Consider the following 22,766-nt stretch of genomic DNA (forward strand, 5'->3'; position numbering starts at 1 on the left):
CCGGTCTCGATCGAGACCGGCGGTTTAGAGTTTCACGTGAATCCGCCGCCTTTTATTCGGCGGCAGTCAGCAGTACGGGTGCCGCATCGCGGACCTTGCTGTCGACATGGCCTTCGAACTTCTCGAAGTTGGCGATGAACATCGAAACCAACTTCTTCGCCTGCACGTCGTAAGCTGCACCGTCGGCCCAGGTGGAGCGCGGGTCGAGGATCGCCGTGTCGATGCCTTCTGCTGCAATCGGAACAGCAAAGCCGAAGTTCGGATCGGTGCGGAACTCGGCCTTCTTGAGTTCCCCGGTGAGTGCCGCCGTCAGCAAGGCGCGGGTCGCCTTTATCGGCATGCGGCGACCGACGCCATAGGCACCACCGGTCCAGCCGGTGTTGACCAGCCAGCAATCGACGCCATGGCGGGCGATCAGCTCCTTCAGGAGGTTGCCGTATTCTGCCGGGTGGCGAGGCATAAAGGGAGCGCCGAAGCAGGTCGAGAAGGTGGCCTCCGGCTCCGTCACGCCCTTTTCGGTTCCGGCAACCTTGGCCGTGTAGCCGGAGAGGAAGTGGTACATGGCCTGTTCCGGTGTCAGTCTGGCGATCGGCGGCATGACACCGAATGCATCAGCGGTCAGCATGATGATCGTCTTCGGATGCGGCGCGATGCCGGTCTCCGATGCATTCGGGATGAAGTGCAACGGATACGCGCTGCGGGTGTTTTCCGTCAACGAGGCATCGTCGAAATCGGGTACGCGATTTTCATCGAGCACGACATTCTCGAGTACGGTGCCGAACCGCCGCGTCGCCGCGTAGATCTCAGGCTCGGCTTCGGCCGAGAGCCTGATCGCCTTGGCATAGCAGCCGCCTTCGAAGTTGAAGATCCCGTTCTCACCCCAGCCGTGCTCGTCGTCGCCAATGAGCGTGCGGCTCGGGTCGGCGGACAGCGTCGTCTTGCCGGTACCCGACAAGCCGAAAAACACTGCGGCATCCCCGTCCGGTCCAACATTCGCCGAGCAGTGCATCGGCATGACGCTCTTTGCAGGCAGCAGGTAATTCAGCACCGTGAAGACGGATTTCTTGTTCTCACCCGCATAGGAGGTACCGCCGATCAAGACGATACCGCGCGTCAGATCGCAGGCGATCACAGTTTCAGTGCGGCAACCATGCCGCGCCGGATCGGCTCGAAAGCTCGGCAAGTTGATGATCGTCAGCTTCTGTACGAAGGTTGCAATTGCTTCGCGGCTGGGTCGGATCAGCAGGTTGCGGATAAACAGCGCATGCCAGGCAAACTCGGTGATGACGCGTGTCGGCAAAGCGTTCTCGGGATCGGCGCCACCGATCAGGTCCTGGACATAAAGCGTTTTACCGGCGGCATGCGCCAGCATGTCACGATGCAGGATGTCGAAGTGATCCGGGGACATCGGTTTGTTGTTGTCCCACCAGATGGCGCCTTCGGTCTTTTCGTCGCGGACGACGAACTTGTCCTTCGGCGAGCGGCCGGTGTGCTGGCCGGTCACGGCCCGCAATGCGCCATCGGCGGTCAGGTCAGCTTCGCCCTTACGGATCGATTCCTCGCAAAGCTCCGTTTCCAGGAGGTTGTAATTCACGCGGGAAACGTCGGTGAAGCCGATCGCTGCGACCCCATTGGACGGATTGAAAAGTCCAAACTCCTGCATGCGCGCTTCCTTCACTAGGTGTTGATATTTCCCACCAACTAGCTCTCGTTCACGCAAAGAGCAATAGCAACCCCCCTAATAACACAATGATATCAATTATTTAATCGATTTAAAAAAATTTATTCCAGATTAAATCGGTTTAGTATCTGTTTTAGTTCCCGCCGCTGACCAGTCGGCGAAGGATGAGCTATAATTGTATTCCCTGGAGCGGCATCTATCTTTGCCACAATTTGTTCCACCTTTATACTCACAACGCGCAACGGCGGATTTGCCGAACCTGGCTGGGGTTACTCCAGGAGATGCGCAAAATGATGATGGAGACGGAGAGCATGCAGACAATCGCGCTCGTAGACGACGATCGCAACATTCTCACCTCGGTATCGATTGCGCTTGAAGCGGAAGGCTACAAGGTCGAGACCTATACCGATGGTGCGTCCGCACTCGACGGCCTCCTTGCACGGCCGCCGCATTTGGCGATCTTCGATATCAAGATGCCGCGCATGGACGGCATGGAACTGTTACGCCGGCTTCGGCAGAAATCCGACATTCCAGTAATCTTCCTGACATCCAAGGACGAGGAGATCGACGAATTGTTCGGCCTCAAGATGGGTGCGGACGACTTCATCACCAAGCCGTTCTCCCAGCGACTCTTGGTCGAGCGTGTGAAGGCGATCCTTCGGCGCGCCACCGCGCGGGAGACACAGGGCGGCGCAATCGGCGCGAAGCCGGGCATCGACGCGCAACAGGCGCGCACGCTCGAGCGCGGTCAGCTGCTGATGGACCAGGAACGCCACACCTGTACCTGGAGGGGCGAGCCGGTCACGTTGACCGTGACGGAATTCCTGATCCTCCATTCGCTGGCCCAGCGCCCCGGCGTGGTAAAGAGCCGCGACGCCCTCATGGACGCTGCCTATGACGAGCAGGTCTATGTCGACGACCGCACTATCGACAGCCACATCAAGCGCCTGCGCAAGAAGTTCAAGATGGTTGACGGCGACTTCGATATGATCGAAACGCTCTACGGCGTTGGCTATCGCTTCCGCGAAGCGGCCTGACTGGCCGCTTCCGCGCCCGGCGTGAAAGCCATGCCTGGCCGGGCTCAAAGCCGGTCCTTTGAGAGGACGTTTGGTGGCAGATCAACTGCTCGAAAGCGAGATGATCGATGATTCCGAGATGCGCCGTGCACCACGGCGCATCTGGTCGCATCCCTTTACCCTTATACGGCGCGTATTCGGCCATGCGGTCTTTTCGAGCCTCACACGCCGAATCCTGTTCTTCAACATCGCCGCAACCGTCGTTCTTGTCGGCGGCATCCTGTACCTCAACCAGTTTCGCGAAGGGTTGATCGACGCGCGCGTAGAGAGCCTGCTGACCCAGGGCGAGATCATTGCCGGAGCAATATCGGCGTCCGCCTCGGTCGACACCAATTCGATCACCATCGATCCCGAAAAGCTTCTGGAGCTTCAAGCCGGGCAGAGCATCACACCGGTCCCCAACGATGAGGACCTCGATTTTCCCATCGACCCGGATAGGGTGGCACCGGTCCTCCGCCGGCTGATCTCACCGACCCGTACCCGTGCGCGCATGTTCGATGCAGACGCCAATCTGCTTCTCGATTCCCGACATTTGTATTCCCGAGGCCAGGTGCTGCGCTTCGATCTGCCGCCCGTCGAGCATGAGGCGACGAGCTGGAGCGACTGGACTGCCGGTCTCTTCAACCGCATGCTGCAGCAGCGCAACCTTCCTATCTACAAGGAGGCACCCGGTGGCGATGGTTCGATCTATCCGGAAGTCATGAATGCGCTGACCGGCGTACGTGGCGCCGTCGTCCGTATTACAGAAAAGGGCGAACTGATCGTTTCCGTCGCAGTCCCCGTGCAACGGTTTCGGGCCGTCCTCGGCGTCCTTCTCCTATCGACCCAGGCAGGTGATATCGACAAGATCGTCCACGCGGAACGGCTCGCGATCATGCGCGTCTTCGGGGTGGCGACCCTGGTCAACATCCTCTTGTCGCTGCTGCTCTCGTCGACGATCGCAAATCCGCTACGGCGGCTCGCGGCAGCGGCCATCCGCGTTCGTCGTGGCGCAAAGCAACGTGAGGAAATTCCCGACTTCGCCTACCGCCAGGACGAGATCGGCAACCTTTCGATTGCACTTCGTGAAATGACGAATGCGCTCTACGACCGTATCGATGCCATTGAAAGCTTTGCGGCTGACGTCAGCCATGAGCTGAAGAACCCCCTCACCTCCCTCCGGAGTGCGGTGGAAACTCTGCCGCTCGCAAAAACGGACGATGCGAAACGCCGATTGACGGAAATCATCTTCCACGACGTGCGCCGGCTCGACCGCCTGATCAGCGATATCTCGGATGCTTCCCGCCTCGATGCCGAGCTGGCCCGCACGGATTCTTCACCCGTCGATCTTCAGGCATTGCTCAGCAACCTCGTCGACATTTCGCGGCAGATCCGCAGCGGCCGCAAGCCCGTCGAGATCAACCTGACCGTCGAGAACAAGGGCCTCGCCAAATCGGCGTTCGTCGTCAACGGCCACGACCTGCGGCTCGGGCAGATCATCACAAACCTTATCGAAAACGCCCGGTCCTTTGTCCCCGAACAGAGCGGCCGGATCGCCATCCGTCTGTTTCAATCCCGCGGACGCACCAACATCACAGTCGAGGACAACGGCCCCGGGATACAGGCGGAAGACATCGATCGGATCTTCGAGCGCTTCTACACCGATCGCCCAGAAGGCGAGAGTTTCGGGCAGAATTCAGGGCTTGGGCTGTCGATCAGCCGCCAGATTGCGGAAGCGCACGGCGGCACACTGAGGGCGGAGAACATCATCGACGCCAAAACCGGTGAGATCAAAGGCGCCCGCTTTGTCCTCTCGTTTCCGGCAGGGGAACAACAATGACCGCAGTACCGGTCAACGTACACGCAACCGCTATCGTGGTCCGCGAAGCAGGACTGCTCTTCATCGGACCATCGGGGGCTGGAAAATCAATCACCGCATTCAACTGCATGGTTGCAGCGCGACGTTCGGCCGCATTCGCGGCACTTATCGCCGACGACCAGGTTTTCCTGTCCCAGAAGGACGGCGCACTGTTTGCCACATGTCCTGATACAATCGCGGGACTGATCGAGATCAGGGGAAGCGGGATTGCACGTCTGCCGCATATTCCATCCGCGCCCATTCACCTTGCCGTGTTGCTCGTCGAACGCAATTCCATGGAACGACTGCCCCCGGAAGGGGAAGTCTTCGACATCCCGGGAATTGGGTCGCTACCACAGCTTCGAATGGTGCAGGAAGCACAGGAGCCGTTGGCCATAATCGCTGCTTTTTATCCAGATATCGGTATACCGCGGACGTTCTGAACGTCGAAGCAACGGATTTTTGACTTGCACTTCAACTCTACATGGCGAAGATGGCTTCCCACCGCTGGACGGCCTTTGTGCAATGCGATATTGGCCGCTTGTTTCCGGAGCAGGGGGAATTCATGATCGGACTTGTGCTTGTCACGCATGGCAAGCTGGCTGAAGAATTTCGACATGCACTCGAGCATGTCGTCGGTCCTCAGAAGTACATCGAAACCGTATCCATCGGCCCTGAAGACGACATGGATCAGCGGCGTCAGGACATCTTGGATGCGATCGATCGCGCCGATGATGGTCACGGCACGATCATCCTGACGGACATGTTCGGCGGCACGCCGTCGAACTTGTCGATCTCCGTCATGGACAGCGGCCGCATCGAGGTCATTGCCGGTGTGAACCTGCCAATGCTGATCAAGCTTGCGGGGATCCGCAGCGAGAACGACATGGACAAGGCGCTTGTCGATGCATCGGAAGCCGGCCGCAAGTACATCAACGTCGCCAGCCGCGTCTTGAGCGGCAAGTAAGCATAAGACACATGTCCTCTCAGTCCCGCGAACTCCTCATCATCAACAAGCGTGGCCTGCATGCCCGAGCTTCCGCGAAATTCGTGCAGACCGTCGGCCAGTATCAGGCCGAGGTTACGGTCACGAAAGACGGGACCAGTGTCGGCGGCATGTCGATCATGGGTCTGATGATGCTGGCGGCCAGCACAGGCTGCAGCGTCGAGGTCACGGCCTGCGGTCCGCAGGCGACTGAAGCCCTGGACGCCCTGGAGCACCTGGTGGCCAACAAATTTGGCGAAGACGCCTGACGCTCCGCCTTCAGGCGACATAAACATATAAACACTTCTTTATGTCCCGTTGCCAGCAGCCGGCAAGCCTGATAAACCGGCTGCCGACTGGTCTGCGGAGGCGCCTCCGGCGTCCACAGCACATTTTCAGCTGGAGAGCTTCATGAGCACTGAAAAAGATTACATCGTCGCCGACATCGAGCTTGCCTCATACGGCCGGAAAGAACTGGACATCGCGGAAACCGAAATGCCAGGCCTGATGGCTTGCCGCACTGAATTCGGTGAAAGCAAGCCGCTCAAGGGCGCCCGGATTTCCGGTTCGCTGCACATGACGATCCAGACGGCCGTTCTGATCGAGACACTGACGGCACTCGGCGCCGACGTACGCTGGGCTTCGTGCAACATCTTCTCCACCCAGGACCACGCCGCTGCCGCGATCGCGGCCACGGGCGTACCGGTCTTTGCCGTCAAGGGCGAGTCTCTGACGGAGTACTGGGAATACACCGACAAGATCTTCCAGTGGGCCGACGGCGGGCTCTCCAACATGATCCTCGATGACGGCGGCGACGCCACCATGTACATCCTGCTCGGTGCCCGCGCCGAAGCCGGCGAGGACGTTCTTTCGAACCCGACCTCGGAAGAAGAAGAAATCCTCATCGCGCAGATCAAGAAGCGCCTCCAGGCATCGCCGGGCTGGTTCACCAAGCAGCGCGACGCCATCAAGGGCGTGACCGAAGAAACCACGACCGGCGTTCATCGTCTCTATGAACTTTCCAAGAAGGGCCTGCTGCCCTTCCCCGCGATCAACGTCAACGACTCGGTCACAAAGTCCAAGTTCGACAACAAGTACGGCTGCAAGGAATCGCTGGTCGATGGCATCCGCCGCGGCACCGACGTGATGATGGCCGGCAAGGTTGCCGTTGTCTGCGGCTACGGCGATGTGGGCAAGGGCTCCGCGGCGTCGCTCGCCGGTGCCGGCGCCCGCGTCAAGGTTACGGAAGTCGATCCGATCTGCGCCCTTCAGGCCGCCATGGACGGGTTCGAAGTGGTCGGTCTTGAAGATGTCGTCGATTCAGCCGATATCTTCATCACCACAACCGGCAACAAGGACGTCATCCGCATCGACCACATGCGTGCGATGAAGGACATGGCCATCGTCGGCAATATCGGCCACTTCGACAACGAGATCCAGGTTGCGGCTCTCAAGAACCTCAAGTGGACCAACGTCAAGCCGCAGGTCGACCTGATCGAGTTCCCGAAGGGCAACCGCATCATCCTTCTTTCGGAGGGACGCCTGCTGAACCTGGGTAACGCCACCGGCCACCCGTCCTTCGTCATGTCGGCATCGTTCACCAACCAGACGCTGGCGCAGATCGAGCTGTTCACCAAGCAGGACGAGTACAAGAACGACGTCTATATCCTGCCGAAGCACCTCGACGAGAAGGTTGCGCGCCTTCACCTCGGCAAGCTCGGCGTGAAACTCACGGAACTTTCTGAAGAACAGGCAAGCTATATCGGCGTGTCTCAGCAGGGTCCGTTCAAGGCGGAACACTACAGGTACTAAATCTAGACCTTTCATCCACAACATATTGATGGCCGCGGTCTTGACGAGACCGCGGCTTCTTTTTTGCGCTCACCCTTCCCGCCGATTCCTTAACCAAGTATTGTCTGAGATGTCGATTCGCTCCTGCTTCGGGCAAGGGCGAAATGGGATGTCTTGTCGAGATGCGGCAAAGGACGGAGACAGACCGGAGATGTCGGTGAACAAAAAGAACCTCCCTCAAGAGGTGGATTCCCGTTGCGATGGCGCAGCTTCGTCACAAGACGACAACGGGGATGACGCTTCCAGGGCCTCTTCCAAACCGAAGGCTTCGGCTCGTCGGAAGTTTCCATTGCGCGCGCTCCTTTCCGGCAGCGCTCTTGCAACATTGGCAACCGGTGCCCTCGCGCAGCAACAGGCCGATCCCACCGGGAGACTGTTTTCCTCCACTGAGGTCGCCATCTCGTCGCTGATCGTCGGGGCCTTGGGTGCCGCACTTCTTTCCGTCCTCTGGCTGGTGCGCCAGCGCGGCAATATGGAGGCTGAGACGCAGGAGATGCGCTCTGCACTCTCCGAGGCGCAACAACGAATTTCGAAATACGAGGCGCTGATCGCGGAAAAGAACCGCCGGATCATTATCTGGGAAGGCTCGAATTCGCGGCCGGAAGTTCTTGGTCACCTGCCGGCCGATACCGGAGCACCCCAGAACGACCGAGAGTTTCTTGCCTTCGGCCGCTGGCTGCGGTCCGGCTCGGCCGGCGAACTCGACGGGGCCGTGGAGGCGCTTCGCAGCGACGCCCGCAGCTTCGACATGGTCGTCGAAACCAATCGGGATGAAATCCTCGAAGTGCAGGGCCGCGTCTCTGGCGGAAAGGCCTTCGTACGTTTCATAGCCCTCAACAACCTGCGCGCCGAGCTCGCAGAGTTGAAAATCGAGCGGGAGCGGCTTCGAGGATCCATCACACTCTTCCAGTCCCTCCTCGACACGATCGAACAGCCGGTCTGGCGCCGCGACAACGACGGCAAACTCACCTGGGTCAACCATGCCTATAGCGACGCTGTGGATGCATCCAACCCGACCCAGGCAGTCGGCGAGGCGCGAGAGTTCCTCGGCACGATCTCACGCGAGAACATTCGCGCCAACTCGACCCCGACGTCGCCCTTCCACGATCGGATATCCACCGTCGTGCAAGGAAACCGAACGATTTACGAAATCGTCGACGTGGTCGCTACCGGCGGCTCCGCCGGCATGGCCATCGACGTATCGGAGGCCGAAGCCGTCCGCGAGGAACTGAAACGGACGCTGCGCAGCCACGCGGAAACTCTCGATCATCTCGCAACGCCCGTTGCGATCTTCGACCGGGACCGTCGCCTGCAATTCTATAACCAGGCTTTCGTCACATTGTGGGGCTTCGATCTCGGCTTCCTGGATTCACGGCCGGACAACAACGAACTGCTCGACCGGTTGCGCAGCGCCAACAAGCTGCCCGAACAGCTCAACTGGCGGACATGGAAGGAATCAGCGCTGTCGGTCTACCAGGCGCTTGATACCAAGACCGACCTTTGGCACCTGCCGAACGGTCAGACATTGCGGGTTATCGCCACGGCGCATCCCCAGGGCGGCGCGACCTGGGTCTTCGAGAACCTCACCGAACAGGTGGATCTAGAAACGCGCTACAATACCCTCGTGAAGGTTCAGGGCGAAACGATCGACCACCTTTCCGAAGGCGTAGCGGTGTTCGGCCCCGATGGCCGCATCCGCCTGTCCAACCCCGCATTCCGTGCACTCTGGGGCGTTACCGCAGAGCAGGCAACGCCCGGCACCCACATCCGCACCGTTGAGGAGGCCTGCGCACCGTCCTATGACAAGCCAGACGGCTGGCGCCGTTTTGGCCAGATGCTGACCAATTGCGACGACGAGAGACCCTCGCTGCAGGGGACGTTCGAGCTCTATTCGGGCCTGATCCTGGATTACGCGGTCACTCCGCTTCCGAACGCCCAGACGATGTTCACCTTCGTCGACATGACGGCGAGTGCGCGGGCCGAGCGCGCGCTGACGGAAAAGAACGAAGCACTGCGGAGGGCGGACGAGATCAAGAACGATTTTGTCCAGCACGTTTCCTACGAATTGCGATCGCCGCTGACCAATATCATCGGATTTACCGATCTGTTGAAGACGCCCGGCGTCGGACCACTCAGCGAGCGGCAGGCCGAGTATATCGAGCACATCTCGACGTCGTCGTCACTGCTGCTCACCATCGTCAACGATATCCTCGATCTCGCGACCGTTGATGCCGGTATCATGCATCTCGATTATGCGGAGGTCAGCATCGACGACCTTCTCGATGACGTCGCCATGCAGATCGCCGACCGGTTGCACGAAAACGAGGTCACCCTGGAGATCACTGCCCCAACGGGTCTCGGCAGCATCGTCGCCGACCAGCAGAGATTGAAGCAGATCCTCTTGAAGCTGCTGACCAACGCGGCGAAATTCGCGCCTGAGGGCAGCACCATAACGCTGAACTGCCGGCGCACAGATTCGGACGTTTTCTTCTCCGTTTCGGACAACGGTCCGGGCATTCCCCAAGACATGCTGAGCACCGTATTCAACCGCTTTGCATCCAACCCCCGCGGCGGCAAACGGAGCGGGGCAGGGCTCGGCCTTTCCATCGTCGAGAGCTTTGTCCACCTGCACAAGGGTGAAGTCAGCATCGACAGCCAGCCCGGCAGCGGCACGACCGTCACATGCCGCATCCCCACAGGCGCAACCATGCGCTCCATCGCTGCTGCAGAATGACGGCCAGTCAGCCGATTGTTCTGGAGCTCGCCGACGAGGCCGCCACCAAGCGCTTCGGTGAGGATCTCGCGCTTGCCCTGAAAGCGGGCGACTGCCTGGCGCTGTCGGGCGATCTCGGCGCCGGGAAATCCACATTGGCGCGCGCACTGTTGCGAGCGCTTGCCGATGACGACCAGCTCGAAGTCCCCTCGCCGACGTTCACGCTGGTTCAATCCTACGAGCTGCGCATCCCTGTTTCGCACTTCGATCTCTACCGCCTTGGTGATCCTTCGGAACTCTATGAACTGGGGTTCGACGAGGCGCTTGCTTCGGGCATCTGCCTTGTGGAGTGGCCGGAGATGGCAGACGAGCTGCTACCACCCTCGCGGCTTACGCTGCGCCTTGAGCACCAGGATCACGGCCGCCTTGCGACACTGCACGGGCCGGATGCTGCCTTGAAGCGCATCAGGCGATCGCTGGCCATTCGGGAATGCCTTGACCGGTGGGGATATGCTGGTGCCGGTCGTCGCTATCTGACCGGCGATGCCTCCATCCGGGCTTACGAGAGCACCACCTTGGGCGACGGCTCGACTTACGTCCTCATGGATTGGCCAAGGCAGCCCGAAGGACCGCCTGTTCTCGATGGCAAACCCTATCCGAAGGTCGCCCATCTGGCGGAAAACGCCTATCCCTTCGTCGCGATTTCCAACTACCTGAGGGAAATCGGGCTGGCGTCACCCAAAGTCCTGCATGTGGACTACGAACAGGGCATCGTTCTCCTCCAAGACCTTGGAAGCGAGGGCGTGGTTGACGACGACGGCCAGCCGATCGACGACCGTTATCGGGAAAGCGTCGTCTGCCTCGCCTTCCTGCACGACCATCCGATGCGTCAGGACTTGGCCGTGGATACCGACCACGTCCATCACATCCCGGACTTCGATCCTGTAGCGATGAAGATGGAAGCCCGTCTGCTTCTCGACTGGCACCTGCCCTGGAAGCGCGGTGCACAGCCGACCGACGAGGAACGGCAGGACTATCTTTCGATCTGGGACGAGCTGATCGGCAAACTCGACAATGCCGAGAAGAACCTTCTCCTGCGCGACTTCCATTCGCCGAACATCATCTGGCGCCCGCAGGAAGTCGGCGTCCGGCGCGTTGGGCTCATCGATTTCCAGGATGCCATGATCGGGCCAACCGCCTACGACCTCGCCTCCATCGTCCAGGACGCCCGCGTCGATATTCCAAAGCCCTTGGCCGAACAGATGATGGCCGACTACCTGGCGCTAAGGCATCGGCAGGGAAATTTCGACGAGAAAACCTTCCTGAAGGCCTTCGCGATCATGTCGGCGCAACGCAACTGCAAGCTGGCTGGCCTCTGGGTACGGCTGATGCAGCGCGACGGCAAGCCGGGCTACATGAAGCATATGCCGCGCACGCTGTCTTATCTGGCGGCAGCGCTGAGCCACGAAACACTTTCACCGTTGCGCGAGTGGTGCATGAAAGCCGGAATAACCCTACCCGAATCATGAGCCCTGCTTTAGAAAGCAAGGCATGAAGATCACCCAGGCCATGGTGCTGGCGGCGGGGCTCGGAACCCGCCTTCGCCCGATCACCGATACGATGCCGAAGCCGCTGGTGCGCGTCGCCGGCAAACCGATGATCGACTATGCGCTCGATGCGCTCGCCGATGCCGGCGTTCGCCGCGCGGCCGTGAATGTCCACCATTTCGCCGATCAGATGGAATTACATCTGGCGCGCTATCCACGGCTCGACGTGATCGTCTCCGACGAACGCGACCGGCTGATGAATTCCGGCGGCGGGCTCGCCAAAGGCATCAAGCTGCTCAAGCCCGGCCCGCTTTTCGTGATGAATTCCGACCTCTTCTGGGTCGGCGAGCCACGAAACCAACCCACGAACCTGCAGCGGCTTGCGGAATTCTTTGATCCGGCCTCGATGGACATGGCGCTGCTGTGCGTACGGCTTCAAGACACCACGGGTCATAACGGCAAGAAGGATTTCCAGCTCGACGCCGACGGCCGGCTGAGCCGTTACACAGATGGCGCGGAGCCTCTCGTCTATGCCGGTGCCATTGCGCTCAATTCCTCGCTGTTCGACGATGCGCCGGACGACGCCTTCAACCTCAATCTCTACTTCGACAGGGCGATCGAACGCGGCCGACTGCACGGTCTGGTCCTGAATGGCCACTGGCTGACCGTCGGAACACCAGAGGCGCTCGACGACGCGGAGGAGGTCCTCGCGCGCTTCACGGCGGAGGCCTGAAAATGCAAACACATCGCCCGAAGCGAATCTTCACAATTCCGCCCGGCACTCCCTTCCTCCGCACCCTTGCCCGGTCTCTGTGCGAAGGGCATCTGAACGAGAACTTCCGCCACGATCCGGCCGACCCGCTGTCGCTTGCCAACGTCACCATTTTCGTACCTACCCGACGCTCGGCCCGCGTCCTTCGATCCGAATTCGTCGATCTTCTCGGTGGTGGGTCGGCAATCCTGCCGGTTATCAGACCGCTCGGCGAAACGGATGACGACAGCGGCTATTTCGATCTCGCCGCCCCGGAAGAAATGGATCTCGCGATGCCGATCGGCGGGGTCGCCCGGCTCCTGGAACTCGGCCAGCTTATCCTCGCCTGGCGAAACCGGCTGCCTCAGGTGGTCATCGATATCCACTCCGATTCTCCGCTGATCGCGCCTGCCAGTCCGGCCGATGCGATCTGGCTTGCCCGCTCGCTCGCCGAGCTGATCGATTCGGTGGAGACCGAAGAGCGGGACTGGGCAGATCTCGAAAAGCTGGACTCAGGCGAGCACGCCCTGTGGTGGCAGCTGACGGCCGAATTCCTGCTGATCGCCAGCGCCTTCTGGCCAGCACGCCTGGAGGAGCTGCGGCGCTCATCCCCGGCAAGGCATCAATCCACTCTTCTGCGCGGCGAAGCCCGACGGATGGCCGAGCGCGAGCACAAGGGACCTGTGATCGTTGCCGGTTCTACGGGTTCTGTGCCGGCCGCCGCGGACCTGATTGCCGCCATCGCATCTCTTCCCCATGGTTCGGTGGTTCTCCCGGGCCTCGACCTGACGGAGGAAGACTGGTGGGCGACGCTTTCCAGCGAGGGGCCAGATGGTCGGATAGAGCCTTCGAGCCGCAGCCATCCGCAGTTCGGTCTAGCGCGGCTACTTAACAAGCTCGGTGTCGATCGCTCGGAAATCAAAACGCTGGGCACGCTCGCACCGGACTTGGCCTATCGCGCGGCCACACTGTCCCACGCCATGGCCCCGGCAGCGGCGACGGACCAATGGAATAGCTGGCGCGCATCCGCTGACAGGGACGAGCTCGGCCAGGCCTTCGCCGAGGTCGCGCTGATTGAAGCCGCCAACGAACGAGAAGAGGCCGTTGCCATCGCAATTGCCCTTCGGTTGGCGCTCGAACAACCGGCCGCAGACGGCGGTGCATCGCAGGCGGCGCTGATCACTCCTGATAGAAATCTTGCCCGACGGGTTACGGCTGAGCTCGGGCGCTTTGGCATCATTGCCGACGATACGGCGGGTACGCCGCTATCCGCTACACCGCAAGGCACGCTGCTTCAGCTCCTCCTGGAGGCAACGCTGAGGCCGGGCGATCCCATCCCACTCACGTCCCTGCTGAAGCATCCACTCGTGCGGCTTGGCCTTGGCTGGGATGAGATGCGGCACGCGGCGGAAGCACTGGAGCTTCTGGCGCTTCGTGGCGGTCGTGGCGACCTCGAAATATCGGCGCTGGAGCCGCTCTTGGAACGCCAGCTGGCGGCGCATGCCTCGGACAGACATCCGCCCGCCTGGCGCCTGGCGGTTGGCGATGCCGCGATCGGGCAGGCACGCGACCTCGCACAACGCTTGCAGAAGGCCGTAGAGCCGCTAGCCTCCGCTCTCCTCGGCCGCAGGCTCGATGGTCGTGGCATCACCTCCAAGCTTGCCCTCTCCGATTGGGCAGAGCGCACCGGGCGCACGCTGGAAGCCCTGGGCATGGATGAGAGAGGCGATCTGGCCGCACTCTGGTCCGGCGAAGCGGGCGAGCGGCTGTCGTCTCTGCTTTCTGAAGTGATCGAGACTGACGGACAGATGGAGGCCGACGGGCCGCAATGGATCGATATCGTGCAGGCGATCACCACCGGCGAGGCTGTGAAACCGCGCTCGCTCAGCCATCCGCGTGTCTTCATCTTCGGCACGCTGGAAGCCCGGCTGCAGAACGTCGATACGATGATCCTCGGCGGACTGAACGAAGGTTCATGGCCCGGGCAGACCGTCAACAACCCCTTCCTGTCGCGCACCATGAAGACCGACATGGGACTTGAGCCGCCAGAGCGGCGCATCGGCCAGCTGGCCCATGACTTCGCGATGGCGAGCGGCACCCGCCATCTGATCTTTTCTCGATCACTGCGCAAGGGTTCCACGCCGACGGTTGCTTCCCGCTGGCTGCAGCGGCTTCTGGCGCTCGGCGGCGACGATTTTGCCAGCAAGCTGAAAGAACGTGGCCGACAGTACCACCATTGGGCGACCGCCATCGATGCCGGTGAAACACAGCCTCCGGCAAGGCGACCAGCACCGAAGCCTCCCGCCCATCTGCAGCCGGTGAAATATTCCTTCAGCGAAGTCGGGCGCCTGCGACGCGATCCCTATTCGATCTATGCCCGCCGCATCCTGAAGCTCGACCCGATCGACCCCTTCAACGCCGATCCCGGTGCGTCCGAGCGTGGGACGCTCTATCACGCGATCATCGATCGCTACACGCGCGAAAAGCATGTGCCCGACACTCCGGCGTCCCACGAGGCGATGGCGCGGATCATTGACGAGCTGTTTGCTGCAGAAGGCCTGCCGGGGCACATTGACCAGGTCTGGCGCCCGCGTTTCGTAGAAGTGTCCCGCGCCTTCCTGAGATGGGAAGCCAAGCGCATTGGCGACATCCGATCGACCGAGACCGAATGCGGCGCCAGCTGGGAGATTCCCGGTGCCGGCATCCGGCTTACCGGCATCGCCGACCGGATCGACATCAAGGGCACCGGTCTGGCGACGATCATCGACTACAAGACGGGCTCCAATCCGACGCCATCCCAGGCACGCACACTTCTCGATCCGCAGCTCGCGCTCGAGGCGGCAGCGCTACGGGCCGGAGCCTTCAAGTCTGCTGGCAGTACCGAACCTGACGAGCTTCTCTACGTGCGACTGAAGCCCGGCGACCGGTTCAAGCCTGAAATCATCAACAATGAGGCCACCAAGAACGGAAAGTCGGCCATCGACCTTGCAGATGAATCGGTCGAGCAGTTGACCAAGTTCGTTACGGTCCTGAAGAGCGGAGAAGCCGGCTACGCGTCCCGCCTCGTTCCGTTCATGCAGAGCAACTATGGCGGCGAGTACGACCATTTGGCGCGCGTTGCGGAATGGTCCACAGCAGACGACGAGGAGGAAGAAGCCGATGAATAGCGCTCTTCCCGTGGGAAACGATCCGATCAACTGGCTGGACTGGACGGCGGTCCAGCAGTCGCTGGCGTCCGACCCGATCAGCTCTGCCTGGGTTTCGGCCAATGCCGGTTCCGGCAAGACACATGTGCTGACGCAACGCGTGATCCGGCTTCTACTGTCGGGCTGCCGTCCCTCCTCGATCCTCTGCCTTACCTATACGAAGGCCGCCGCCTCCGAAATGTCGAACCGCGTCTTCCAGAGGCTGGCAGAGTGGGCAGTTCTTGGCGACGCGGATCTAGCGAACCGCATCAGCTTAATTGAAGGTCATGAGCCGGATTCTCTCAAGCTTGCGGAAGCGAGACGACTGTTCGCAAAAGCACTGGAAACGCCGGGTGGGCTGAAGATTCAGACCATCCATGCCTTCTGTGAAGCGCTACTGCACCAGTTCCCGCTCGAAGCCAACGTTGCCGGCCACTTCGCGGTCCTCGACGACAGTGCCGCTTCCGCCCTGCTGGGCGAAGCACGTCGCTCGTTGTTGACAGCAACTTCGGCCGAAGACGACCCGGCGCTTGCCGAAGCGTTCGCGCACGTTCTCGATCTCGGCGACGAGTTCGGCCTCGAAACCCTGCTCGGCGACATCATCGCCCGGCGCACCGCCATCCGGAACTTTCTCGAGCATGCCGAGGGACAGGGCGGCGTCGATCTTACCCTGAAGGCGGCTTTCGGGCAGCAGCCTGGCGATACGGAACAGAGCCTCGCAGACGCCTACTGGCCGCTACCCGGCCTGTACGGCGGGGCCTTGACGACCTACCTGCAGCTTGCCGACGAGAAGGGCGGGTCGAAGGTTCTGGAGGTTGCCTACGGGCTGAGGCTCTGCGCCAAGGAGATCGATCCGCATCTTAGGGCGCAATACCTCGATGATATCTTCCTGACGAAGACGGGCAATCCGAAAGCCGACAGTTCGCTGGTGGCGAAGAAGATGCTGGATGCATCACCGATGCTGGGCGAGGCCATTGAACTCGCCCGCGCACACGTCGTCGCATGTCGTGACCGGCTGAGGATCATGCGGATGATCCGGGCAACCAAAGCAGCGCTCCTTCTCGCCGACCGCCTGAACGGTGACTATGAGGACCTGAAAAGGCAGCGCAGCCTGCTCGACTTCGAAGACCTTATCGCCAAGACGGCGGACCTTCTGACCCGCGACGGGGTCGGCGCCTGGGTGCATTACAAGCTGGATCAGGGCATCGACCACATCCTCGTCGACGAGGCGCAGGATACCAGCTCCGTGCAGTGGACGGTGATCAAGTCGCTGGCCGAGGATTTCTATTCCGGCCAGAGTGCCCGGGACCTCCGCCGCACCATCTTTGCCGTCGGTGACGAGAAGCAGTCGATCTACTCCTTCCAGGGCGCACGCCCGGAACGCTTTGCGGAAGAGCGCGCCCGCACGGAGAAGGATGTCCGGAAAAGCGGCCAGAGTTTCAACCCGGTCCGGTTGCCGCTGTCGTTCCGCTCGACCGCAGACGTCCTTGCCGCCGTCGACCAGGTATTTTCCCTGGAGGATAACGCGAGGGGATTGAGTTTCGACCGCGAACCGATCGTCCATCGTTCAAACCGCATCGGCCATCCCGGCGCCTTCGACCTGTGGAACGTCGTCGAGCCCGAAATTGCGGACAGCGCCGACGACTGGACAGCGCCCTTCGATTCCACGCCCGACAAGGCGCCATCCGCGATCCTTGCCGCACGCATCGCCCACTCGGTCGAGGGACTGATCGGCAAGGAAACGATCATCGAGAAGGGCGTCGAGCGTGCCATCGCGCCGGGCGACATACTCGTTCTGGTGCGCAAGCGCGACGCCTTCGTGAATGCGCTGACCCGGGCCCTCAAGCGACGGGGCAACATTCCCGTTGCCGGCGCCGACCGTCTCCGTCTCACCAGCCACATCGCCGTGCAGGACCTTCTGGCGCTTGGGCGCTTCCTCGTCCTGCCGCAGGACGACCTGTCGCTGTCGGCGCTCCTCAAGAGCCCGTTGTTCAATCTGTCGGAAGAGGACGTGTTCGAGGCCGCCGCAATTCGACCGGAGAAAACGAGCGTTTGGCAGCATCTGGGTCGGCTGGCAGAAGACCAGCCCCTCCGTTTCGCTTCCACCGAGCAGTTGCTGAGGCAGTTGCTCGCGCTATCACGGCGAATGAGCCCACATGACCTTTATGCACGGCTGCTGGGGCAGATGGGCGGCCGGCGCAAGTTCTTGGGGCGGCTGGGCACAGAAGCCGGCGACATCCTCGATGAGTTTCTCAACTTTGCACTGGATCACGAGGGCAAGGGCCTGCCGGGTCTGCAGTCCTTCGTATCAACGCTCGAAATGGAATCGCCTGAAATCAAGCGCGAGCAGGACAGCGGCCGCAACGAAGTCCGGATCATGACGGTGCATGCCTCAAAGGGGCTGGAGGCACCGATCGTCTTCCTCATCGACGGCGGATCGAAGGCCTTCGTGTCCTCGCATGTGCCAAAGCTGCGCCTCGTTCCTCACAGGGACGTCGAGATCCCTGCCTGGATGCCGTCAAAGACACTCTCCAATTCCATTACCGCCGGCGACGACGAGCGGCTGAAGCAGGCGACCGAGGAAGAGTATCGCCGGCTTCTCTATGTTGGCATGACACGTGCGGCGGATCGCCTGGTTGTCTGCGGCTATCGCGGAGCACGGCCCAACCCTGACACCTGGCACAGCATGATCGTCACGGCTCTCTCTGGCCATCCAGAACATTGCACCGCCGGCGTATTCACGGGTCCGGAGGGCGAATGGGACGGCTTCCGCTGGCGACTTCCCGCCTCGGCAGGGAAGATCGCGCAGAAGGAAGCTTCCACCGAAAAGAACCTCGCCGCCGCGCCCCTGCCGCCGGTGTTGAACAGGCCGTTGCCACCGCAGGCGTCCCTCCCCCGGCCGCTCAGTCCGTCCGGCGCCGGCACAATGATCGACGACGATGCCGACGATCTGGTCACAGCGTCCCCCTTGTTCGGCGAGAAAACCGAAGGCAACCTGTCGCTTCAGAAGGGCCGGCTGGTGCACCGCATGCTTCAGGTCCTGCCTGACTTTCCGGCGGATGAACGACCGCAGGCAGCGCGACGCTATGCGGAACGTGCGGCACGCTTCTGGCCTTCCGAACCGCGCGAAGCCCTGATCGGCTGCGTGCTCACCGTCCTGACGCACCCCGACCTGCAGCCCGTCTTTTCCGGCCACAGCCGTGCGGAAGTGTCCGTCATGGGCACGGTCCAGCTCAAGGGCACGGATTACGCGATCTCAGGCCGGCTCGACCGGATGGCGGTGAGCGAGCGCGAAGTCACCATTCTGGACTACAAGACAAACCGGCGTCCTCCACACCGGGAGGAGGACGTGCCCCTGACGCATCGCGCACAGCTTGCGCTCTATCGAGAGATCCTGCGACCGCTCTATCCAGACCACGATTTCCGTTGCGTTCTGGCCTATACCGAGACCGGAAATGTGATCTCGCTGACGTCAGAGATCCTCGACCGTTCGCTTGCAGAGCTGAGGACAAAGTGAGATAGCGGTATTGAAAACGGGGCTAGCCGGCCTCACATTGAGCACAACCAAATCTTCCCCAATGCTTCCCAAGGAGAGCCCCATGGCTACCGTGAAAGTCGACAACAGCAACTTCCAGGCCGAAGTTCTGGACTCCACCCAGCCCGTCGTCGTTGATTTCTGGGCCGAATGGTGCGGTCCGTGCAAGATGATCGGTCCACACCTGGAAGAGATCTCGAACGAACTCGCCGGCAAGGTGAAGGTCGTCAAGCTGAACATCGACGAAAATCCGGAGCTGGCAGCAAAGTTCGGCGTTCGCTCCATTCCGACGCTCGCCATGTTCAAGGACGGCGAAGTTGCCGACATCAAGGTTGGCGCAGCGCCGAAGACGGCGCTTTCCGCCTGGATTTCCAGCGCCGCCTGAGTGCCTGCTTCCTTCAAATGAAAAGCCCGGCTTTGAGCCGGGCTTTTTTATTTCGGGGGTGTCCCGTTGTCGGCGAGCACATTGCCGACGAGATAGAGCGAGCCGCCGATCAGTATCCGCGGCGACATCTCGCCCGGCATCTGGCGCCTGGCAATCTCCGCCAAGGCCTCGGCAACCGAGCTGACCGGTTCTGCGATCAAGCCGGCGTCAAATGCGCTGTGAGCCAACAGGATCGGATCAAGCCCTGCATCCGAACCATGAATCGGCACGGTGAAGACATGTTCGGCAATATCGGCGAAGGCGCGGAAATAGCCGACAGGCTCCTTGGTATTGATCATGCCTATTATGAGATAGAGCGGGCGGGACTGGCGCTCCTCGAAGCCGGCCATTGCCTCGGCTATGACTTCGCCAGCGCCTGGATTGTGGCCCCCATCGACCCAGATTTCCGCATCCGCCGACGCAAAATCCAGAAGAGCCCCTTCCAGAAGCCGTTGCAAGCGGCCGGGCCAATCAACCGTCGACATCGCCTTTTCGATCATCGCATCGGTCAGCTCAAATCCCGCGGCCTTGACCGCGCGAATGGCGGCAGCGGCGTTGGCAATCTGGTGACGACCAGGCAACCGCGGCAGCGGCAGATCCGCAAGCTCGAACTCGTCCTGATAGATGAGCCGCCCGAACTCCTCGTGCGCCGAGAAATCCTGCCCGTAGACTGAAGTCGGGCAGGAAAGCCGTTCTGCAGTATGGACGAGAACGTCAAGAGCGGGCTCGTATTCCTGCCTGCCGATGACGACGGGGCAACCGCGCTTCATGATACCGGCCTTTTCTGCCGCGATCAGTTCGACCCTGTCCCCCAGGTATGGCTGGTGGTCCAGCGAGATCGGCATGATGACGGAGACGGCCGGCTTGTCGATGACGTTGGTCGCATCGAAGCGGCCACCCAGACCGACCTCGAGAATGACTGCGTCCGCAGGCTGCTCGGAGAACAGGACGAAGGTGACGGCGGTCAGTATTTCAAAGACGGTGATCGTCTGCCCGGCGTTGGCGGCCGCTACGCGCCGCAGTGCCTCGGCGAACAGTTCGTCGTCAACAATGGCCGATCGGCCCCCTCGGACGCCGATACGGTACCGTTCGTGCCAGTTCACCAGATGCGGCGAGGTGTGAACATGAACGCCAAGACCCGCCGCCTCCAGCAATGCGCGGCAGAAAGCAGTCGTCGAGCCCTTGCCATTGGTGCCGGCGATATGGATCACCGGCGGCAGTTTCTGGTGCGGATTTCCCAGGATCTCCAGAAGCCGCCGGATGCGATCCAGCGAAAGATCGAAGCCCTTCGGATGAAGGGTCATCAGCTTCTCGATCTCCTGTTCGGCCGCACTGACGGCGGGTGTGTTCGTGGCGTTCATCCCGCCGCTCCGGCTCATCAGGGTCTGGTTATCAGGCGCTCGCCGCCATGGCAGGGATCGCCGCCGGTACGGCTGCCGTATCGTTTGCCGCGGGTGCCTTGGTCAGTATCTTCAAGAGCGTGGCAAGAGTGTCCGCCAGGTCGTGGCGCTTGACCACCATGTCGACCATGCCGTGCTCGAGGAGATATTCCGCGGTCTGGAAGCCTTCAGGAAGCTTTTCGCGCAGGGTCTGCTCGATGACGCGCTTGCCGGCAAATCCGATTTCGGCGCCGGGTTCGGCGATATGGACGTCGCCCAGCATCGCATAGGATGCGGTTACGCCGCCCGTCGTCGGGTTGGTCAGCACGACGATGTAGGGAAGACCGGCTTCCTTGAGCATATCGACGGCGACAGTTGTCCGTGGCAACTGCATCAGCGACAGGATGCCTTCCTGCATACGGGCCCCACCAGAAGCGGGGAAGATGACCAGCGGGCACTTTTCCGCAAGCGCACGTTCGCAAGCCTTCACGATCGCTTCACCGGCGGCCATGCCGAGCGAACCGCCGATGAAGTTGAATTCATGAACGACTGCGACCAGCTTCACGCCGCGCACCTTGCCGAGGCCGGCCAGGATCGTGTCTTCCTGCTCCGTTTTCAGACGGCTGTCCTTCAACCGGTCGGCGTATTTCTTCGAATCGCGGAATTTCAGCGGGTCCTGCGCCACCTTCGGCTGCGGCAGGGACTCGTAGACGCTGCCATCGAACAGGTCGGTCAGACGAGCCTTTGCCGGCATCTTCATGTGAAAGCCGGACGCAGGTATGACCCACTTGTTTTCTTCCAGGTCCTTGTGGAAGACCATCTCACCCGTTTCCGGGCACTTGATCCAGAGGTTCTCCGGAACCTCACGGCGGCCGAGCATGGAATTGATCCGCGGCCGGACGTAATTGGTGATCCAGTTCACTTGGCTTACTCCTAGTAAATTCTGCCCAATGTGGGAAAACTATTCGGCGGCAACAAGGCGTGCCGAGCGGACGCCCGTTGCAAGACCGCGGACGAATGTCGCCACGGACTGCACCGTATCGGCGGTTGCCTGACCATCCTTGTCAAGCGATGTCGCCACCTGATTGACGATGGCTGTGCCGACCACCACGCCGTCGGCCGAGGCGCCGATTAGACGCGCATGCTCGGCCGTCTTGACGCCGAAACCGACGCAGACCGGCAGATCGGTCGAAGCCTTGATGCGGTTGACCGCATCGGCGATCTTCGTCGTATCGGGCAGCGCCGAGCCAGTGATGCCGGTCATCGAGACGTAGTAGACGAAGCCGGACGTATTATCGAGCACCTTCGGAAGACGCTTCGCGTCGGTCGTCGGCGTCGTCAGGCGGATGAAGTTGATGTCCCTGCTGCGGGCGGGGATGCAGAGCTCGTCGTCCATTTCTGCCGGCAGGTCGACGATGATCAGCCCATCGATACCTGCTTCCAGCGCCTCGTCCAGAAAGCGATCAACGCCATAGACGTAGATCGGGTTGTAATATCCCATGATGACGATCGGGGTCGTATCGTCGCCCTTGCGGAAATCCCGCGCCATCTGAAGCGTCTTCGCCAGCGAATGGCCGCCCTTCAGCGAGCGCTGGCCTGCCAGCTGAATCGCAGGACCATCGGCCATCGGATCGGAGAACGGCGCGCCGAGTTCGATTACGTCGGCGCCGGAAGCCGGAAGCGCCTTCATGATTTCCAGCGAGGTCTCATAGTCCGGATCGCCGCCCATGAAGTAGGTGACGAGTGCTGGGCGGCCCGCGGCCTTCAACTCGGCGAATTTCTTGTCCATGCGTGCGGTCATA

At 61.2% G+C, this 22,766-nt stretch carries 16 protein-coding genes; 12 read left to right on the forward strand and 4 right to left on the reverse strand.

Annotated features, from left to right (window positions below):
• Positions 1–52 precede the first annotated feature (52 nt).
• Positions 53–1,663 carry a phosphoenolpyruvate carboxykinase gene (locus LH464_RS06620; protein WP_226785587.1) on the reverse strand — a complete coding sequence of 537 codons (1,611 nt, stop codon included), beginning with the start codon at positions 1,661–1,663 and terminating at the stop codon, positions 53–55.
• Positions 1,664–1,992: 329 nt separating this feature from the next.
• Here LH464_RS06620 and LH464_RS06625 point away from each other — a divergent pair, with 329 nt between their 5' ends.
• The 12 genes from LH464_RS06625 to trxA all read left to right on the forward strand — a co-directional run bounded on the left by LH464_RS06625 (position 1,993) and on the right by trxA (position 19,546).
• Positions 1,993–2,718 carry a response regulator transcription factor gene (locus tag LH464_RS06625; RefSeq protein ID WP_226785746.1) on the forward strand — a complete coding sequence of 242 codons (726 nt, stop codon included), beginning with the start codon at positions 1,993–1,995 and terminating at the stop codon, positions 2,716–2,718.
• Between the two features lie 100 nt (positions 2,719–2,818).
• Positions 2,819–4,576: a sensor histidine kinase gene (locus LH464_RS06630; protein ID WP_226785747.1), complete on the forward strand. Its 1,758-nt coding sequence runs from the start codon at positions 2,819–2,821 to the stop codon at positions 4,574–4,576.
• Positions 4,573–5,037 (forward strand): HPr kinase/phosphorylase, encoded by a 465-nt coding sequence (locus tag LH464_RS06635; protein ID WP_226785588.1) that lies wholly within the window; start codon positions 4,573–4,575, stop codon positions 5,035–5,037. Before LH464_RS06630 ends, LH464_RS06635 begins: the two co-directional genes overlap by 4 nt.
• Before the next feature lie 122 nt (positions 5,038–5,159).
• Positions 5,160–5,561 carry a PTS sugar transporter subunit IIA gene (locus tag LH464_RS06640; RefSeq protein WP_226785589.1) on the forward strand — a complete coding sequence of 134 codons (402 nt, stop codon included), beginning with the start codon at positions 5,160–5,162 and terminating at the stop codon, positions 5,559–5,561.
• Positions 5,562–5,572: 11 nt separating this feature from the next.
• The gene (locus LH464_RS06645; protein WP_226785590.1) at positions 5,573–5,848 is read left to right on the forward strand and encodes an HPr family phosphocarrier protein; all 276 of its coding nucleotides are present in this window, start codon (positions 5,573–5,575) and stop codon (positions 5,846–5,848) included.
• Positions 5,849–5,990: 142 nt separating this feature from the next.
• Complete coding sequence (ahcY, locus tag LH464_RS06650) at positions 5,991–7,391, forward strand: adenosylhomocysteinase (protein ID WP_226785591.1); 1,401 nt, start codon at positions 5,991–5,993, stop codon at positions 7,389–7,391.
• A gap of 190 nt (positions 7,392–7,581) precedes the next feature.
• Positions 7,582–10,164, forward strand: coding sequence for a PAS domain-containing sensor histidine kinase (locus LH464_RS06655; protein WP_226785592.1), 2,583 nt, complete (start codon positions 7,582–7,584; stop codon positions 10,162–10,164).
• A complete protein-coding gene (gene tsaE / locus LH464_RS06660) occupies positions 10,161–11,672 on the forward strand; it encodes a tRNA (adenosine(37)-N6)-threonylcarbamoyltransferase complex ATPase subunit type 1 TsaE (protein ID WP_226785593.1) in 1,512 nt (503 codons plus the stop codon). The genes LH464_RS06655 and tsaE overlap by 4 nt, the downstream gene beginning before the upstream one ends.
• A gap of 22 nt (positions 11,673–11,694) precedes the next feature.
• Complete coding sequence (locus LH464_RS06665; protein ID WP_226785594.1) at positions 11,695–12,423, forward strand: nucleotidyltransferase family protein; 729 nt, start codon at positions 11,695–11,697, stop codon at positions 12,421–12,423.
• A gap of 2 nt (positions 12,424–12,425) precedes the next feature.
• Positions 12,426–15,608 (forward strand): double-strand break repair protein AddB, encoded by a 3,183-nt coding sequence (gene addB, locus LH464_RS06670; RefSeq protein WP_226785595.1) that lies wholly within the window; start codon positions 12,426–12,428, stop codon positions 15,606–15,608.
• Positions 15,601–19,143, forward strand: coding sequence for a double-strand break repair helicase AddA (addA, locus tag LH464_RS06675; protein ID WP_226785596.1), 3,543 nt, complete (start codon positions 15,601–15,603; stop codon positions 19,141–19,143). The genes addB and addA overlap by 8 nt, the downstream gene beginning before the upstream one ends.
• Positions 19,144–19,225: 82 nt before the next feature.
• The gene (trxA, locus tag LH464_RS06680; RefSeq protein WP_226785597.1) at positions 19,226–19,546 is read left to right on the forward strand and encodes a thioredoxin; all 321 of its coding nucleotides are present in this window, start codon (positions 19,226–19,228) and stop codon (positions 19,544–19,546) included.
• A 47-nt stretch (positions 19,547–19,593) separates the two neighbouring features.
• Here trxA and LH464_RS06685 read toward each other — a convergent pair whose 3' ends face one another.
• From LH464_RS06685 to trpA, 3 genes are read right to left on the reverse strand one after another with little or no spacing between them, the layout of a single operon-like run.
• Entirely contained in the window at positions 19,594–20,946 is a 1,353-nt protein-coding gene (locus LH464_RS06685; RefSeq protein WP_226785598.1) for a bifunctional folylpolyglutamate synthase/dihydrofolate synthase, read from the reverse strand.
• Positions 20,947–20,977: 31 nt separating this feature from the next.
• Positions 20,978–21,886: an acetyl-CoA carboxylase, carboxyltransferase subunit beta gene (gene accD / locus LH464_RS06690; protein ID WP_226785599.1), complete on the reverse strand. Its 909-nt coding sequence runs from the start codon at positions 21,884–21,886 to the stop codon at positions 20,978–20,980.
• A gap of 39 nt (positions 21,887–21,925) precedes the next feature.
• On the reverse strand, positions 21,926–22,765 hold the full coding sequence (gene trpA, locus LH464_RS06695) for a tryptophan synthase subunit alpha (RefSeq protein WP_226785600.1): 840 nt from the start codon (positions 22,763–22,765) through the stop codon (positions 21,926–21,928).
• Position 22,766 lies beyond the last annotated feature (1 nt).

This window comes from Pseudorhizobium xiangyangii, from assembly GCF_020531965.1.
GTDB classification, from domain to species: domain Bacteria; phylum Pseudomonadota; class Alphaproteobacteria; order Rhizobiales; family Rhizobiaceae; genus Neorhizobium; species Neorhizobium xiangyangii.